We start from the raw sequence: 17,022 nt of genomic DNA on the forward strand, positions 1-17,022 counted from the left end.
TACATGTGCGCACGTGCGCACATGTATGTCATGCTTGGTGGGTGAGCAGAACCGGCGTCCTCGCAAACCCGGTGTTCCGGCGGCTCTTCGCGGCACAGATCGTGGCGCTCGGCGGGACCGGGCTGCTGACGGTCGCGCTCAGCCTGCTGGCCTACGACCTGGCCGGACCCGCCGCCGGAGCCGTGCTCGGCACCGTGCTGGCGATCAAGATGCTGGCCTATGTCTTCATTGCGCCGGTGATGGCCACCGTGACGAATCGCCTGCCGCGCAGAGCCGTTCTCGTCGGCGCGGACCTGACCCGCGCCGCGGTCGCCCTGCTGCTGCCGTTCGTCGGGCAGGTCTGGCAGATCTTCGTGCTGGTGTTCGTCCTGCAGGCGGCCTCGGCGACCTTCACCCCCGCCTTCCAGGCGGTGATTCCCGCCGTTCTCACCGACGAGCGGGCGTATACCCGGGGACTGTCGCTGTCCCGGTTGGCCTATGACCTGGAGGCGATGGTCAGCCCGATCCTGGCTGCCGCTCTGCTCGTGGTGATGTCCTACAACAGTCTGTTCGCCGGAACGGTTGCCGGGTTCCTGCTCTCGGCCGTGCTGGTGCGGCGCACGGCGGTGCCCGACATCGACCCCGACGGTGCGCCGTGGCGCCGTCGATTGTTCTCGGGTGTGCGAAACATGCTGGGACATCGCGAGTTACGTGCGCTGGTCGCGATGAATATCGCGGTCGCCGCGGCCACCGCACTGGTCATGGTGAACACCGTGGTGTACGTCCGCGACATGCTCGCCGGCAGCGAGGCGCAGGTGGCGATGATGTTCGCCGCCTACGGAACCGGGTCGATGGTGGTGGCGTTGTCGGTGCCCAGGCTGCTCACCGTCGTCACCGACCGCGTGATGATGCTGACGGGGGCGGGCGCCGCCGCGAGCGGTCTGCTGGTGGCCGCGACGGTCGTGGTCGTGACCCCGACGTGGACGCTGCTGGCGTCGACATGGGTGCTGCTGGGCGCCGCGACATCGCTGGTGAACACCCCGGCCGGGCGCCTGCTGCGCCGGGCGAGCACCGAGACGAACCGCACCGCTCTGTTCACCGCCCAATTCTCGCTGTCACATGCCGGGTTCCTGCTGACCTATCCGATCGCCGGCTGGGTGGGCGTGGCCGTCAATCAGGGGCTCGCCGCGGTGATACTCGCTATCCTCGGTTCATTCGCGGCGCTCGCTGCGGCATGGATCATGGCGCACGGGAGGGGTGAGGCCGATGAGCGGGACAGCGCCCGGGAAGCCCCGACCCGAGTCGGCGCCGAGTCTCGTCCATGACGCCTCCCCGGACCGCGACCGCCTCGACGCCGCCAGCGACACCTTCCGGATGCTTGCCGATCCGACCCGCCTGCATCTGCTCTGGCTACTGACTCAGGGTGAGGCCGATGTCAGCGCGCTGGCCGAGGTGACCGGCGGTTCCCGCACGTCCGTCAGCCAGCACCTGGCCAAGCTGCGGTTCGCCCGGCTGGTGGACACCCGCAAGGACGGGCGACGGGTGTTCTACCGGCTGCGCGACGGGCATCTGGGCAGGCTGGTGCAGGAAGGCCTCAATCACGCCGATCACCGGGTGACCGGCGAGCCGCCGCACGCCTGAAACTAGAGTGCCCGCCGTGACTCCGATTGCAGCCGGTGGCCCCTATTTCGACGATTTACAGGTCGGGCAGGTATTCGACACCGCACCGTCGATGACCCTGACCTCCGGTGCGGCCGCCGCGCATCAGAGCATTCTCGGCGACCGGCTGCGACTTGCACTGGATGCCGGCCTTGCCGCGGCGGTCACCGGCGACATCGGACCGCTGGCCCATCCCGCGCTGGTCTGCGACGTGGCGATCGGCCAATCGACCCTGGTGACCCAGCGTGTCAAGGCCAACCTGTTCTATCGCGGGCTGAACTTTCACCGCTTCCCGGTCATCGGTGACACCCTGACCACCCGCACCGAGGTGGTGGCACTGCGGCAGAACTCGGCGAAAGCGGGCCGGGCCGCCACCGGACTCGCCGCGCTACGGATGACCACCGCGGACCAGGCCGGTCGGTCGGTGCTGGACTTCTACCGATGCGCGATGCTGCCGCTGTCCGCCGATGACGTGCAGACCGGGCATGCCGATGACCTGAGTGCCGTCGGCGCCGACCAGCAGACCCCGCCAGATCCGACAGCGGGGTGGAACGCGCAGGCGTTCACCGGCTCCGGTTTCGATCACTCGCTGGTCGGAACCGTCCTGCACAGCACCGCCGATGTCGTGAGCAGTGCACCGGAACTGGCCAGGCTCTCGCTGAACATTGCTGCCACCCATCATGATTGGCGGGCCGGTGGGCAGCGGCTGGTGTACGGCGGGCACACCATCGGACTGGCGCTGGCCCAGGCGAACCGGCTGCTGCCGAACCTGGCGACCGTGTTGGGCTGGGAATCCTGTGATCACACCGGACCCGTGCACGAGAACGACACGCTGCACAGCGAACTGCACATCGAGGCCGCCGAGCCCACCCCGGCGGGAACGCGGCTCCGGCTGCGCTCGCTGGTCCACGCGGTCGGGGAGGGCCGCGGCCCGGTGCTGGACTGGCGCTTCGCCGCTTTGCATTTCTGATATGGGGCAGGTCTGAGACGGGGCAAGATGGCGGTGTGAGCACCGTCGGGGTCCCGGAAGCGCTGAGTGCGCGTGCCCAGGGTGTGGCCGACGCGTTCACCGCGCACACCGGCGTCCGGGTCGACGCCGCCGCGTTGCTCACCGGCAGGGCGGCGCTGCTGGGTTTGACCACCAAGGGCCAGATCTCGGCGGGCGGCGCCACCCGCATCCTGCGCGGCGAGGACACCTGGTGCGCCGTCACGCTCTCCCGCCCCGATGACATCGCGGTGGTACCCGCGTTGGTCGAGACCGACGACCTCGGCGCCGACCCCTGGTCGCCCCTGCAACGCTGGGTGAGCACCCGATCCGCGACGGCCGCCGTGGCGCGGGCCCGGCTGCTGGACCTACCGGCGGCGGTCCTCGGTGAGACTTCACCCGGCCCGCCGGTGACCCGGGCGCACGGCCCAAGAGGCGAGCGGCCGGCCCAGCTGCTGGTCGTCGACATGTCCTCGATGTGGGCGGGTCCGCTGTGCGGGCGGCTACTCGGTGGCGCGGGTGCCACCGTGATCAAGGTGGAAAGCCCAAGGCGTCCCGACGGCACCAGAGCGGGGTCTGTCGCCTTCTACGACTGGATGAATCGCGGGAAGCTCTCCTATGCGGTCGAATTCGACGATCAACCGGCCATGAGACGTCTGCTGGAGGCGGCCGATGTCGTGATCGAGGGATCGCGGCCCGCGGGGCTGAACCGCCGCGGTCTGGGCCCTGCCGATATCGCACCGCGGGCCGGGCGGATCTGGTTGCGTATCAGCGGATACGGCTCCGAGGGTGACGCCGGCACCCGGGTGGCCTTCGGCGACGACGCGGCGGTGGCCGGCAGGTTGGTCCGGTCTGGTCCGGACGGGCCGGAATTCGTGGGTGACGCGATCGCGGATCCGCTGACCGGTCTGCATGCCGCGGCCGCCGTGGTCGAGTCGCTGGCGCGCGGCGGGGGTGAGCTGATCGAGATGTCGATGTCGGCGACCGCCGCCGGCTACGCAGGGTTTGTCGGCGGACCCGTCCGGGAACCCACCGAACCGGAAACGGGCCCGTCGGCATCCGCACTGGGCGCCGACAACGCTGCGGTGCACGCACTGCTGGACGAAAGGCATTCCGTGTCATGTTGATCCAACGGGCAGCGCTGCTCGACGGACGGGTGGTCGACATCCGGGTCGGCGCGCAGATCACCGAGATGGCCCCCCGCCTCACCCCGCACCCCGACGACCGGGTGCTCGACGCCGCCGGTGGCGCGGTCATCCCCGGGTTGCACGATCACCATGTGCACGTGCATTCGGCTGCGGCGGCGGCGGATTCGGTCCGGGTCGGTACCGCGGAGGTGAGCGGTCGCGACGACCTGGCCCGGGTACTGGCCGACGCCGAACCCGGCGAGGACGGCTGGATCCGCGCTGTCGGCTACCACGAGGCGGTGGCCGGTCCGCTGGACCGGGACAGGCTCGATACGCTCGCCCCGCCGGTCCCGGTGCGGATTCAGCATCGCAGCGGCATCCTGTGGACCTTGAACTCGAAGGGCCTGGCCGCGGTGGGCCTGGCCGATCACCCCGATGGCAGGCTGCGCAGCGCCGACCGCACCTGGTCGGATGCATTGCAACGCCGCGATACCGCGATCGATGAGCTGAGCAATCGGCTGTCCGCGTATGGGATCACGGGAATCACCGATGCCACACCGGATCTCGACATCGGCGACATCGTCAAGTTGGACGAGGTGCACCGACACGGCGGAATGCGTCAGCGGCTGCACCATCTGGCACCCGGCAAGCGAATCCTGCATGACGACAGTCTGAACCTCGACGAGCTCACCGACTGGGTGGCCCGGCGCCACCGCGACGGGGCGCCGGTCGCCGTGCACTGTGTGACCGCGGCCCAGCTCGTCGTCACCATTGCCGCGTTGCGCGCCGCCGGCGGCCACCCCGATGACCGCATCGAGCATGCCGCGGTGGTGCCCGACGACTGTCTCAGCGACCTCGCGGATCTGGGCGTCACGGTGGTGACCCAGCCCAACTTCGTGGCCGAACGCGGTGACCAGTACCTGACGGACGTCCCGGCCGACGAGCATCATCAGCTGTGGCGCATCGCGTCACTGCTGCATGCCGGTATTCGGGTGGCTCTGTCGACGGATATGCCGTTCGGTGACGGCGATCCCTGGGCCGCCATGCGTGCCGCGGTACACCGCCGCACGCCGAGCGGGGCGGTGCTGGGCGAGGCCGAACGGATCAGTCCACGCGCCGCGCTCGAGCTGTTCCTGGGCACCGCGGCCGCGCCGACGGCCCCGCGCAGCGTGGCGCCCGGACAGCCGGGTGATCTGTGCGTCCTCGGCGTGCCGCCGGCGGACCTTCTCGAAGACCTGGACGGCGGCGCCGTGGTGGCCACCTTGATCGACGGTGAACTCAGCTATCGCAGGTGAGGTCAGTCCGGTGGTTCGGAGCCGGGTTCGGGCTTGTGCACATCCGGTGTCTGCTCGTCGACATCGGACTCGTCCACCTTCGGCCGGGAGTCGTCACCGGAATCGTCGTCGACGTACATACCTTTACCGCGAGGCATCGGCTCCCTTTCTGACGGTGTGACGAATGCCTGGGCTGGCTACCCACCGGCAGCGCGCCGAAAACTCCGGCGAATGGCGGTCCGGCGGCGCGGCCGGATAACAATCCGGTCACAGTGGGAGATCACGATCAATTAAGTGTTTGCCGGTTGACATAAGAAAATGCCGGCAATCCTGCGAACACAGGTCCGAAACCGGCGTGAATGCGACCGAACTCACGTTCGGATGATGTAACACCGGCTGCCACGGGCCGACGTTTGGCATTCGGCCGCACGGGGCACCAACAAGACACGCGTACCGTTGTTTTCGGGTCTGGGACCGTAAGCCTGGGATGTCTAGAACGAGGCATACAAAAGATCAGAACACGAAGGACACCAATCAATCATGAAGCTGAAGAACACAAGCATGCGCCGGGTCGCCGCGAGCAGTCTGCTGGGTGCGGCCGCTGCCGCACTGATAGCTGCGCCGACCGCTTCGGCCGCCCCGAACTGCAATCCTGACGCCGTGGCCGGCACCGTCAGCTCGGTGACCGGCGCCGCGAGCGCCTACCTGAGTGCCCACCCGGGCGCCAATCAGGTGGTCCAGGCGGCGCGCACGCAGCCGCGTGCCGAGGCATCGGCCAATATCCGGGCGTACTTCACCGCGAACTCGCAGGAGTACTACGAGCTGCGCGGGATCCTGGCGCCGATCGGGGACACCCAGCGGGAGTGCAACGTCGCGTTGCTGTCGCCCGAACTGGCATCGGCCTACTCGGAATTCATGGCCGGCTAGCAGAATCGGAGCTCCCGTCATCCGCCTACGCGGGTGACGGGACCGGTTCGCCGGTGAACGCCCGCCGCAGCGCGGCGCACTGGCTGTCGAAGAAGGCGCGCGACACCGCGGTTTTCGGCGCGACGCCGTCGAATCCGTGAAAAGCCCCCTGGACGACCTCGACATCACACGGCACACCCGCCGCGCGCAACCGCTGGGCGTAGGCGAGGTCCTCGTCGTGAAACAGATCCAGGGTGCCCACGCCGACCCAGGCCGGGGGCAACCCGCTCAGATCGTCGCGACGGGCCGGCACCGCGACCTCAGGGTCGGCCTCGCCCAGATAGGCCGACCAGCCAAAACGATTGCTTTCCTGTGTCCACAACCGATGCCCCGGGTCGTCGAACTGCGGGCCCACCGAGCGGTCATCGAGCATCGGGTAGACGAGCAGCTGCGCCGCCAGCGGCACCTCGCCCCGGTCACGGGCCAGCAGCGCGAGTGCAGCGGCCAGACCGCCGCCGGCGCTGGCGCCCCCGATCGCGACCCGCCCCGTGTCGACTGCGGGCAACCCCGCCAGCCAGGTCAGGGCCGCATAGCAGTCCTCCAGACCGGCCGGATACGGATGCTGGGGGGCCAGCCGGTACTCCACCGAGGCCACCGTCACGCCGAGCGTGGACGCGAAGCGGCGGCACAGCACGTCGTCCTGGGAGGCGCTGCCGATCACATATCCGCCGCCGTGAATCCACAGCAACGCCGGACCGGGAGAACTCACCCCGGTCGGCCGGTACAGCCGTACTCCGACACCCGAGGTCAGGGTGAGCGCCTCGACACCGTGCGGGACGCGACGGTCGGTCAGCGCGGTCATTCGCTGCAGCAGAGCAAGACTCGTCGGAGTGACGATCTTGCGTGGCAGGAAGCGGGCGAAGCGGGCGAGGTCCCGGTGGAAGGCGGCGGTTGTCGACACCTCGACAGTATTGCTTACCGTGCGCCGTCCGGATCGGTATCTCGCGTGCCGGCCACCCGTCGCGCGATCTCCAGTACCTGTTCGACGGTGGCGCCTGGGGCACCGGGGGCCTTGGCTGCGTCGTCGTAGTGCCTCAGCCGCAACGCATCCGGCCACCACGGATGACCGACGAAGGCAGGATCGGCGGCCGCTCCGCCCTGATGCAGCAGCGACTGTTCGGATGTGGCGCTGAGCTGGTAGCCGGGCACCGTGGCCGCCAGATAGCGTTTCGCGGCCACATGGGCGCCGGCCAGCCAGCCCACCCGTTCCCCGTACCGGGGTGTCAGCCATTCCCGCGCCAGCAGGTCATGCGCCGCGCCCGCGGGCAGCAGCGGGCTGTGCGCGATGTCGTGCAGTGCAGCGGCCAGCACCAGCTCGTCGTCGGCCCCGTCATCGATCGCGCGGGCGGCTGACTGCAGCGCATGGTCGAGTTCGTCGACGGCGGCCTCGTCCCATACGCCGCGCAGCGAGAGCAGGATATCGGCCAGATCGGTGTGCTCGGACATGACGTCAGGTATAAGCATGGCCGCGCCGTCCGCGCTCGGGTCGCCATCGAGTGTTCACCGAATGTTGTTCTCCTCGGCGCTATTTGAGCAGCGGATCGCGCGGCAGCCCGAGGATTCGCTCCGCGATGGTGTTGCGGGTGATCTCCGAGGTCCCGCCGGCGATCGTCATGGCGCGGTTGCCCAGGTATGTCCGGGCCAGTGCGTCGTTGCGGCCGGTGACGGCCGACACCCCGGCCAGCGCCATGCCCAGTTCGGTCAGTAGCTGCGACTGCTCGGCCACCAGCAGTTTGGTCACATTGCCCTCCGGGCCCGGTTCGGCTCCCGCGATCGCCCGGCTGACCCGGCGCAGGTTGAGCATCGGCAGCGTCAGGGTCTCGGCGATCACCCGCCCGGCCTCGTGCACATGCGCTGCCGCCACCGCGGGCGGCGCCTGATCCAGCAGTGCGACCACATCGGCGGCAGTGAAGCCGGTCGGGGCGCCCGATCCACCGCCGATCGAGATGCGCTCATTGCCCAGTGTGGCGCGGGCGACCAGCCAGCCCTTGTTCACGTCGCCGACCACATCGGCGTCGGGGACGAAGACGTCATCGAAGAACACCTCGTTGAAATGGGCGTCGCCGGTGATGCCGCGCAGCGGGTTGACCTGCACACCAGGTGCTTTCATATCAATCGCCATCATCGTGACACCGGCATGCTTGGGTGCCTCGGGATCGGTGCGCACGGTCGCCAGGCCCCACTGACAGTGCTGAGCCAGGCTGGTCCACACCTTCTGGCCGGTCACCTTCCAGCCGCCGTCGACACGTTTGGCCGATGTCCGCACCGCGGCCGCATCCGAACCCGCCTCGGGCTCGGAGAACAGCTGACACCACATCGACTGCCCGCGCAGTACCGGCTCCACCCAGCGCTCGCGCTGATCGTCGGTGCCGGCCTGGACGATGGTCAGGGTCACCCATCCGGTGATGCCCATGTCCGGAATGTCTGTATCGCGGAACTCCTCCTCGATGACCAGCTGTTCCAGCACGTCCGCTCCCCGGCCCCACGGCTTCGGCCAATGCGCCACCAGATAGCCGGAGTCGACCAGGAAGTCACGCTGCTCGGCCTCGGGCAGGGTGCGGACCGTGGCGGCGGCCTCCGCGGCGGCCGCACGGTACTGCTCGGCCTCCGCGGGCACGCTGAAGGCCACCCCGTGGGTCTGCCCGGCACGCTGCGCGTCGACGAGATCGGCCAGCGGATCGTTGCCGTCGGCGAGCAGGGCAGACAGCGTGCGCGCTCGGCGCAGGTACAGGTGGGCATCGTGCTCCCAGGTGAATCCGATGCCGCCGTGTAGCTGAATGTTGTTCTGCGCATTGAAGACCTGCGCCCGGATGGCGTGCGCCGCGGCCGTCGCCGCCGGCAGCCACGCCGCGTCGAGGTCGCCGGCGCGGGCGGCCGCCCAGGTCGCCGCGGTGGTCTGTTCGGCGTCGACGAGCATGTTCGCGGCATGGTGCTTGACGGCCTGGAAGGTGCCGATGGTGCGGCCGAACTGTTCACGGACCTTCGCGTACTCGACCGCCATGTCCAGGCTGGCCCAACTGATGCCGACGGATTCCGCCGCGGCCAGGATGCGGAAGACGGTGCGGGCGTGCCGGGCGGCTCCGCGCAGCACCCGGTCGGCGGGAATCGCGGCCCCGCGCATCGACACCGAGCCGATCGACCGGGTGGTGTCCAGGGACGGCAGCGCGGTGACGGTGACGCCGTCGGCAGCCGCGTCCACCACGAGGAGGTCCGCGCCGGCGGCCAGCACCAGCACATCGGCGTCCGGAGCGCCCGGTACCGCCGGCCACTGGGCGATGGCGGTCAGATCGGACTCCATGCACACCAGTCCGTTGAGGCCGAGCGCGGCCACGGTGCTGCCATCGGCAAGGCCCGGAAGCAGTTGGGCCCGAACGGAATCCGGAGCACACCGGTCGATCACCAGGGCCGCTGCCACGGTCGGCAGAAACGGGCCCGGGGTCAGCTCGCGGCCGGTGATCTCGGCGATGATCGCCAGCTCGGGCAAGCCGAAACCCGATCCGCCGAATTTCTCGGCGATCGCCAGCCCATTCCAGCCCAGTTCTGCTCCCGCGGACCAGATTTCGCGCGAATAGCTGCCGGGCTGATCGAGGGTGGCGCGGGCGGCGGCGCGGCTGCCGGACCGCTGGAGTCGCCCGATGGCCGAGGCCGCGAGATCCTGATGTTCTTCGGTGATGGCCAGCGCAGACATGCTCATGATGAGAATGAAGTTACCGGCCGCACCGGCGCGGCCATAAGTGATGCGGGTCACAATTTGACCATCGTGTAGACAGATTGCCGAGAATGTCTGCTTAGGAATGGGCCTGCGCGGGTACGCTCGCGCCATGACGGCCACACCGGACACCCGGTACCCCGGACCGACGTTGATGAGCCGTGCACGATGGTTGCTGAAGGCCAATCATGCCGATCGTATGCTCGCTCTATCGGTTGCCTCGGCTTCGCTGCCGGTGATCGGTAAGCAGCTTGAGCCACTCGGTGGCCTGGCCGCGATGGGGGTGTGGGGTTTCCGTCAGTTCCCCGAGATGATGTCTTCGACGGCCAAGGCCTGGTTCGCGCCCGGCAACGGCGCGGTGCGCAAGGCCGAACGGGATCAGACGGTGACGGTCGCCAAGGACGGGTTACGCAGCGTGGTCACCGCCGCCGACCTGGCCGGGGACTGGCCTGCGCCCGAACAGCTCCCGCCACTGTGGAACACGATGGAATACCGGCGCAACGTGCGCCGCACCTCGGTGCGCTACGGCGACCACCCGATGCAACTGCTGGACGTGTGGCGCCCCGCCGAACTGCCCAGCGAGCCCGCGCCGGTGCTGCTGTTCGTCCCGGGCGGCGCCTGGGTGCACGGCAGCCGGATGCTGCAGGGGTATGCCATGTTGTCGCACCTGGCCGAACAGGGCTGGGTCTGCCTGTCCATCGACTACCGGGTGGCGCCGCACCACCGCTGGCCGCGCCACATGACCGATGTGAAAGCGGCGATCGCGTGGGCCCGGGCCAATGTCGACAAGTTCGGCGGGGACCGCAACTTCGTGGCCGTCGCGGGCTGCTCCGCCGGTGGTCACCTGGCCGCACTGGCCGGGCTGACGCCGAACGATCCCGAACTGCAGGGCGATCTGCCCGATGATGCGGACACCTCGGTGGACGCCGTGGTGGGCATCTACGGTCGTTACGACTGGGAGGACCGCTCCACGGTCGAACGGGACCGCTTCGTGGACTTCCTGGAACGCGTCGTCGTCGGCCGCACGATCACCCGCCATCCGGAGATCTTCCGGAAGGCCTCCCCGATCGCCAGGGTGCACCGCGACGCGCCGCCGTTCCTGGTCATCCACGGGTCCGGGGACACCGTGATCCCGGTCGCCCAGGCGCGGAGTTTCGTCGATCGTCTCGAAACCACCTCGGCCGGGCCGGTCAGCTACGTCGAGTTCCCCGGCGCGGGCCACGGATTCGACATGACCGACGGCGCGCGTACCGGCGCGATGGCGAAGGCAATCGGACTGTTCCTCAACCAGATCCACCGAAACTCGACGGCGCGCAAGGCCAAGGCGGTTATATAGACTCCTCCAGGCAGGGGAGGAATTAGCCGGTGAAAAGGCTCAGCGGTTGGGATGCGTTCCTGCTGTACACGGAAGCGCCCAACGTGCACATGCACACCTTGAAGATCGCGATCATCGACCTGCACGGGCTCGGTGACCGTACCTTCGGCGTGGAGGACTTCCGCAAGGTGCTGCACGGCAGGCTGCACAAGCTGGATCCGTTCCGCTACCAGCTCGTCGACATCCCGTTCAAGTTCCACCACCCGATGTGGCGGGAGAACACCGATGTCGACCTGGAATACCACGTCCGCCCCTGGCGGGTAGCCGCTCCCGGCGGCCGCCGCGAACTCGACGAAGCCATCGGTGAGATCGCCAGCACCCCGCTGGATCGCAGCCGGCCGTTGTGGGAGATGTACTTCGTCGAAGGTCTCGCCGACGACCGGATCGCCGTGGTCGGCAAGATCCACCACGCACTGGCCGACGGTGTGGCATCGGCCAACCTGCTCGCCCGCGGGATGGACCTGCAGGGCGGGCCGCAACGGGAACGCGATTCCTACGCGACCGATCCCGACCCGTCGAAGTCCGAGCTGGTCCGCTCCGCCTTCACCGACCACCTGCGCCAGATCGGCCGGATCCCGGGTCTGGTCAAGTACACCGCGGGCGGTGTCGCCCGGGTGCGTCGCAGCCAGCACAAGTTCGGCCCGGAACTGACCAGACCGTTCACCCCGCCGCCGAGCTTCATGAATCATGTGCTCACCCCCGGACGCCGGTTCGCGACGGCCTCGCTTGCGCTGGCCGATGTGAAGTCGACCGGAAAACAGTTGGGCGCCACCATCAATGACATGGTGCTGGCGATGTCCTCCGGTGCGCTGCGCAAACTGCAACTGCAGTACGAGGGCAAGGCCGACCATCCGCTGCTGGCCTCGGTGCCGATGAGCTTCGACTTCTCACCCGATCGCATCTCGGGCAACCGGTTCACCGGTGTGTTGATGGCGCTGCCGGTCGACGAACCCGACGTCCTGGAGCGGGTCCGTCAGGCCAGTGCGGCGGCATCGCTGGCCAAGGAGAGCAGCCAGCTGATCGGGCCCGAGCTGGTGGCCCGCTGGGCTTCCTATATGCCCCCGGCCGCCGTCGAGGCGCTGTTCCGCCGGTTGTCGGACAAGGACGGGCAGAACAAGGTGCTCAACCTGAACATCTCCAACGTGCCCGGCCCGCGGGAACAGGGCAAGGTCGGCGGTGCCACGGTCACCGAGATCTACTCGGTCGGGCCGCTGACCGCGGCCAGCGGGTTGAACATCACGGTCTGGAGCTATGTGGACCAGCTGAACATCTCGGTCATCTCCGACACCGACACGGTCAAGGACCCGCATGAGGTGACCGAGGCGATGGTCCAGGAGCTGCGCGAGATCCGGCATGCGGCAGGGATTTCCGAGGAGCTGACGGTCATCGAGGCCGCGCTGACGTGACATGCCTGCGCCGCGGCGCCGGGTATGGGCGAGAATGACGGCATGAAAGTCCTGGGTGCTGTGGCCGCGGTCGTCGTGGTGGCCGGCTGCTCCTACGGGCCGGCTCCCCACTCGGCGAACTCGTCGGACCCGGTGAGTTCCAGCGCCGAGCACTCCGAGGTGTCGATTCTTCCCGGTACGGCGCTGTTGGGGGCGCCGCTGACGGCGAAGGGGGCCACCGTCACACCGCGGGCGGACACCATGGCCCTGGTCCGTCAGAACACCGGAGACGAACTGGAGCTCGGCATCGAGGTCTCCTTCGCCGATGTGTCCGCCCCCATCGACGCGACGGGCCCGAACGGCGGCTTCCGGCTGCTGGTCAGCGGCGGAGAACAGGTCCCCCCGTCGAGGCCGGTCGTCCTCGCGTCGCGCCCGTTACCCGCGCGGGTGATCGGCGACGTGACGGGCTGGGTGTTCTTCCACGTCAAGCCCGGTGTCTTGCCGACGCAGTTGCAACTCACCGCCGCTCCCGCGAACTACATGCTGGACCCGCAGCCGATCGCGATCTGGGCGATGTCCGCGCTGCCCTCGGCCACCGGGCCCGCGCCGCCACCGTCCCAGTTGCCTCCGGCCCTGCCCCCGGCACCGGCCGAGCCCGCGCCTGCCCCACCTCCGGTGAGCGGCAATGGCGGGGACGGGGGTCAGCGCGGGCCGCGACTGCCACCGCCGCCCCGGCTGCCACCGCCACCGCAGCTTCCGCGCCCGCAGTTACCGCCGCCGCCGGACGCCGTCTGCCGGCACACGCCGCTGTGCTGACGCCCAGTGGCCAGTTGTGACACGCTGAAGGTGAAAATGCGTGTGACAACTGGCCATTCGGCAGGGTAGGTCAGCCGCGCACCCAGTTCAGGAAGCGCTCCACGGCGGCGGCGGTGTTGTGCCCGTGTGCCGAGCCGAAGAAGTCGAACGCGTGCTGGGCGTGTGGAATCTCGGCGTAGATGACCGGCGCCTTCGAGACGCTCTTGAGCGCATCGACGAACTCGCGGCCCTCGCGCACCGGGATCACCGAATCGTCCTCGCCGTGCAGCACAAAGAACGGCGGCGCGTCGGCGTGCACCAGGGTGATCGGTGAGGCGTCCAGGTACGCCTGCGGGTGGTCGTCGAACGGCAACTTGACGATGAACTTCTCCAGGATCTTGATGAATTCGGGCCTGCCGTTGCCGGTATCGGTGAACCAGTCGTATCGGCCGTAGATCGGCACCGCCGCAGCCACCGAGGTGTCGGCGTCTTCGAAACCGGGCTGCCATTTGGGGTCGTTCGGGGTGAGCGCGGCCAGCGCCGTGAGGTGCCCGCCGGCCGAACCGCCGGTGAGATAGATGTTTTCGGCATCGCCGCCGTAGTCCGCGATGTTCGCCTTCACCCAGGCGATCGCCTGCTTGACGTCCACGATGTGGTCGGGCCAGGTGTATCTCGGACTGATCCGGTACCCGATCGACACACAGATCCAGCCGCGCTCGGCCAGCCGGCTCAGCATCGGGTAGGCCTGCGGGCGGCGCATCCCGATCATCCACGCGCCGCCGGGGATCTGCAGCAGCACCGGGGCTTTCCCGTCCTTGGGCAGATCGGGCCGCATCCAGATGTCCGCGAGATTGGGGCCGTGCGGGCCGTAGCGTGCCGTCTTGTGCACGTAGCGCCGCCGGGACCATCCCGTTCCGAAGACGCCGCGCGGACGCCGTTCGGGTTCCTCGGCCTCCCGGTAGTCCGCACCGAGGGCCGCCTTCAGCGGATCCTCGAAGTACCGCTTCGACTCCACCTCGCGGCGCTGCAACAACGCCAGCAGCCCCCAGGTGAGGACCTTGGGCGCCAGGGAGATCCGGCCGTTGCGGGTGCGGTAGTGCCCCAGCAGCGCCCGCCGGATCACGTCCAGCACCGAGCCGGTGAACAGCAGCGGGGCGTTCTCCGATGTCGGCCAGCCGAACGCGAACGTCGCCACGGTGCTGTAGCCCTTGCGGCCCAACGGGCGCACCGCGTTGGCGGCATTGGCCAGTTCGGCCAGGGCTCCCAGCAGCGGCCTGGGCTTACCCCGTGGTGCGTTGTGCGAGTTCACTGCGCAGGATCTTTCCGGTGCTGTTGCGCGGCAATTCATCCAGAATGGTGATGTCTCGCGGCACCTTGTAGTTGGCCAGATTGTCCCGGACGTACCGCTTCAAAACATCGGCGGTCACAGGTTCTCCCGCGTCGCGCAGCACCACGAAGGCGACGAGTCGCTGACCGAACTGTTCGTCGTCGACCCCGATGACGGCGGCCTCGGCCACCGCATCGTGGGCCACCAGCGTCTTCTCCACCTCGATGGGGTAGACGTTCTCTCCCCCGGAGACGATCATCTCGTCATCGCGGCCCACCACGAACAGCCGGCCGTTGGCGTCCAGGTAGCCGACGTCACCGGAGTTCATGAACCCGTCGTGGAAGTCCTTGGTCCTGCCCGAGGTGTACCCGTCGAACTGGGTCGAGTTGCGCACGTAGATGGTGCCCGTCTCGCCGGGCGGCAGCACCCGCAGCTCGTCGTCCAGGATCCGGATCTCGGTGCCCTCGGCCGGTTTTCCGGCCGTGTCGGGCGCGGCGCGCAGATCGGTCGGCGTCGCGGTGGCGATCATGCCGGCCTCGGTGGCGTTGTAATTGTTGTAGATGACATCGCCGAACTGATCCATGAACTTGATGACGACATCGGGACGCATCCGGGACCCGGACGCCGCGGCGAAGCGCAGGGTGCGCCCGCTGTAGCGGTTGCGGATCTCGTCGGGCAACTCGACGATGCGGTCGAACATCACCGGCACCACACACAATCCGGTGGCCCGGTGGGTGTCCACCAGCGCGAGTGTGGCCTCCGGGTCGAACTTGCGCCGGGTGATGATGGTGCACGCCATCGAGGCGGCGAAGGCCAGTTGGGAGAACCCCCAGGCGTGGAACATCGGCGCGGCGACGACCACCGGCTCCTCGGTGTGCCACGGGGTGCGGTCCAGGATCGCCTTGAGGACCTCAGGTCCACCGCCGGAATGCTTGGCGCCCTTGGGTGTTCCGGTGGTCCCCGAGGTCAGCAGGATGACCTTGGACTTCTCCTTGGCCCGCCGGGGTTGCTGCCCGGCGTGCTCGGTGATCAGGTGCGCGACGGTCGGTCCGGTCGGTGCGGTGTCGGTCCAGGCCACGATGCGGGCCACCCCGGGCGCGTCGGCCAGGGCGCGGTCGAGGGTCGGGGTGAACTCCTCGTCGTAGATGACCGCACCGGTACGTCCGGCCGATTCCCGTTCCCACACCTCGGCCAGTGCCGGCCCGGCGAAGGACGTGTTCAGCAACAGCACGTCGGCACCGATGCGGTTGGCCGCGATCAGCGCCTCGATGAAACCGCGGTGGTTGCGGGCCATGATGCCCACCACCGGCGGAGCCACCCCGGCGGCGACATGAGGGTGGTGCTCGCCGGCCGTCAGTTTTTGCAGCCCGGCGGCCAAAGCGTCGGCGCGCTGGTCGATCTCACGCCACGTCAGTGCCCCGAGCTCGTCGATGAGCCCGATCCGGTCACCGCAGCGCTGGGCGGCGCTGGCGAATCCCGAAGTGATGCCCATGTTTTCGCGGGCCATCGCGGCCCCGATGCGCAGATACTTGTCGGGCCGCAGCGGCGCGATGACACCGGCGCGCACCATGGTTCCGATCAGGCCGGCGGTATCGGTGACCTTGTCGAACAGCCCCATCAGCCGATCACCGGCAGGCGGCGTTCGGCGGCCAATTCGTCGAGAGCGCGCTGCATGACGCGACGGACATGGGCATCGACCTCGTCGATATCGGGTGTCTCACCGAACTGGGCCTCGATGTCGACCGGCGGGAGTACCTGCATGACGATCTTGGCGGGCAGCGGCACGTTCATCGGCACGACGGCCGACAGCCCGAACGGGAAACCGAAGGACAGCGGGACGATCTTGGTGCGGGCCAGCCGGGCGATCGGGCCGAGCCGCTTGGCCAGCCAGGTGCCGCGGGACAGGTAGAGCTGGGTTTCCTGCCCGCCGATGCCGACCATCGGCACGATGGGCACCCCGGCGTTGATGGCCGCGCGCACATAGCCCTGCCGGCCGTCGAAGTCGATCGTGTTGGCCTCGCTGCTGGGACGGTAGACGTCGTAGTCACCGCCGGGGAACACCACCACGACTCCGCCGGAGCGCAGCGCTTCATCGGCGTTCTCGTGGCTGGCCAGGATGAAGCCGGTCTTCTTGAAGAAGTCGCCGGTGGGGCCGATCATCAGCATGGCGTGGCTCAACGTGTACACCGGGCGCCCGTAGCCGAACCGCTCGTAGAAGTCGGCCGCGAAAATGGGCACATCCATGGGGAACAGGCCACCGGAGTGGTTGCACACCACCAGCGCGCCGCCATTGGGGAAGTTCTCCAGGCCGCGGACCTCGGAGCGGTGATACGCCTTCAGGAACGGCCGCAGCAGCCCCATCACCCGCTCGGTGAGGCTGGGGTCGAACTTGGTGATCTCGGTGGGATCGATATCGGGCGAGCTCATGGGGTGCCTCCGAT

At 68.7% G+C, this 17,022-nt stretch carries 16 protein-coding genes; 9 read left to right on the plus strand and 7 right to left on the minus strand.

Going from position 1 to position 17,022, the window contains the following annotated elements; all coding sequences use genetic code 11:
• The first annotated feature begins 41 nt into the window (after positions 1 to 41).
• From C6A86_RS00960 to C6A86_RS00980, 5 genes are all read left to right on the plus strand, one after another.
• Positions 42 to 1,304, plus strand: coding sequence for an MFS transporter (locus tag C6A86_RS00960; protein ID WP_311100990.1), 1,263 nt, complete (start codon positions 42 to 44; stop codon positions 1,302 to 1,304).
• Positions 1,246 to 1,620, plus strand: coding sequence for a metalloregulator ArsR/SmtB family transcription factor (locus C6A86_RS00965; protein ID WP_105362261.1), 375 nt, complete (start codon positions 1,246 to 1,248; stop codon positions 1,618 to 1,620). The genes C6A86_RS00960 and C6A86_RS00965 overlap by 59 nt, the downstream gene beginning before the upstream one ends.
• Positions 1,621 to 1,711: 91 nt before the next feature.
• Entirely contained in the window at positions 1,712 to 2,608 is an 897-nt protein-coding gene (locus tag C6A86_RS00970) for an acyl dehydratase (protein WP_105362268.1), read from the plus strand.
• Positions 2,609 to 2,643: 35 nt separating this feature from the next.
• Positions 2,644 to 3,750, plus strand: coding sequence for a CoA transferase (locus tag C6A86_RS00975; RefSeq protein ID WP_105362262.1), 1,107 nt, complete (start codon positions 2,644 to 2,646; stop codon positions 3,748 to 3,750).
• Positions 3,744 to 5,045 (plus strand): amidohydrolase family protein, encoded by a 1,302-nt coding sequence (locus C6A86_RS00980; RefSeq protein WP_105362263.1) that lies wholly within the window; start codon positions 3,744 to 3,746, stop codon positions 5,043 to 5,045. The genes C6A86_RS00975 and C6A86_RS00980 overlap by 7 nt, the downstream gene beginning before the upstream one ends.
• Positions 5,046 to 5,047: 2 nt before the next feature.
• Here C6A86_RS00980 and C6A86_RS00985 read toward each other — a convergent pair whose 3' ends face one another.
• Positions 5,048 to 5,182: a hypothetical protein gene (locus tag C6A86_RS00985; RefSeq protein WP_255419424.1), complete on the minus strand. Its 135-nt coding sequence runs from the start codon at positions 5,180 to 5,182 to the stop codon at positions 5,048 to 5,050.
• Between the two features lie 382 nt (positions 5,183 to 5,564).
• On the opposite strand from C6A86_RS00985, the gene C6A86_RS00990 reads away from it, so the two are divergent.
• Positions 5,565 to 5,951, plus strand: coding sequence for a heme-binding protein (locus C6A86_RS00990; RefSeq protein WP_105362264.1), 387 nt, complete (start codon positions 5,565 to 5,567; stop codon positions 5,949 to 5,951).
• Positions 5,952 to 5,976: 25 nt separating this feature from the next.
• Here C6A86_RS00990 and C6A86_RS00995 read toward each other — a convergent pair whose 3' ends face one another.
• The 3 genes from C6A86_RS00995 to C6A86_RS01005 all read right to left on the minus strand — a co-directional run bounded on the left by C6A86_RS00995 (position 5,977) and on the right by C6A86_RS01005 (position 9,684).
• Entirely contained in the window at positions 5,977 to 6,891 is a 915-nt protein-coding gene (locus C6A86_RS00995; protein WP_233212911.1) for an alpha/beta hydrolase, read from the minus strand.
• A 14-nt stretch (positions 6,892 to 6,905) separates the two neighbouring features.
• Positions 6,906 to 7,436 carry an HD family phosphohydrolase gene (locus C6A86_RS01000; protein WP_105362265.1) on the minus strand — a complete coding sequence of 177 codons (531 nt, stop codon included), beginning with the start codon at positions 7,434 to 7,436 and terminating at the stop codon, positions 6,906 to 6,908.
• Positions 7,437 to 7,515: 79 nt separating this feature from the next.
• On the minus strand, positions 7,516 to 9,684 hold the full coding sequence (locus C6A86_RS01005) for an acyl-CoA dehydrogenase (protein ID WP_105362270.1): 2,169 nt from the start codon (positions 9,682 to 9,684) through the stop codon (positions 7,516 to 7,518).
• Positions 9,685 to 9,811: 127 nt separating this feature from the next.
• Here C6A86_RS01005 and C6A86_RS01010 point away from each other — a divergent pair, with 127 nt between their 5' ends.
• From C6A86_RS01010 to C6A86_RS01020, 3 genes are all read left to right on the plus strand, one after another.
• Positions 9,812 to 11,035 carry an alpha/beta hydrolase gene (locus C6A86_RS01010; RefSeq protein WP_199196094.1) on the plus strand — a complete coding sequence of 408 codons (1,224 nt, stop codon included), beginning with the start codon at positions 9,812 to 9,814 and terminating at the stop codon, positions 11,033 to 11,035.
• A gap of 89 nt (positions 11,036 to 11,124) precedes the next feature.
• Positions 11,125 to 12,480: a wax ester/triacylglycerol synthase family O-acyltransferase gene (locus tag C6A86_RS01015; protein ID WP_396835438.1), complete on the plus strand. Its 1,356-nt coding sequence runs from the start codon at positions 11,125 to 11,127 to the stop codon at positions 12,478 to 12,480.
• A 42-nt stretch (positions 12,481 to 12,522) separates the two neighbouring features.
• On the plus strand, positions 12,523 to 13,275 hold the full coding sequence (locus tag C6A86_RS01020; protein WP_142406909.1) for a hypothetical protein: 753 nt from the start codon (positions 12,523 to 12,525) through the stop codon (positions 13,273 to 13,275).
• Between the two features lie 70 nt (positions 13,276 to 13,345).
• Here the strand turns inward: C6A86_RS01020 and C6A86_RS01025 are convergent, their stop codons facing one another.
• The 3 genes from C6A86_RS01025 to C6A86_RS01035 are packed head-to-tail and all read right to left on the minus strand — an operon-like array spanning position 13,346 to position 17,008.
• On the minus strand, positions 13,346 to 14,563 hold the full coding sequence (locus tag C6A86_RS01025; protein WP_311100991.1) for an alpha/beta hydrolase: 1,218 nt from the start codon (positions 14,561 to 14,563) through the stop codon (positions 13,346 to 13,348).
• Positions 14,535 to 16,199: an acyl-CoA ligase FadD12 gene (gene fadD12 / locus C6A86_RS01030; RefSeq protein ID WP_105361676.1), complete on the minus strand. Its 1,665-nt coding sequence runs from the start codon at positions 16,197 to 16,199 to the stop codon at positions 14,535 to 14,537. The genes C6A86_RS01025 and fadD12 overlap by 29 nt, the downstream gene beginning before the upstream one ends.
• Positions 16,199 to 17,008 (minus strand): 1-acyl-sn-glycerol-3-phosphate acyltransferase, encoded by an 810-nt coding sequence (locus C6A86_RS01035; RefSeq protein WP_105361677.1) that lies wholly within the window; start codon positions 17,006 to 17,008, stop codon positions 16,199 to 16,201. Before C6A86_RS01035 ends, fadD12 begins: the two co-directional genes overlap by 1 nt.
• Positions 17,009 to 17,022 lie beyond the last annotated feature (14 nt).

Source organism: Mycobacterium sp. ITM-2016-00316 (genome assembly GCF_002968335.2).
Classification (GTDB): Bacteria; Actinomycetota; Actinomycetes; order Mycobacteriales; family Mycobacteriaceae; genus Mycobacterium.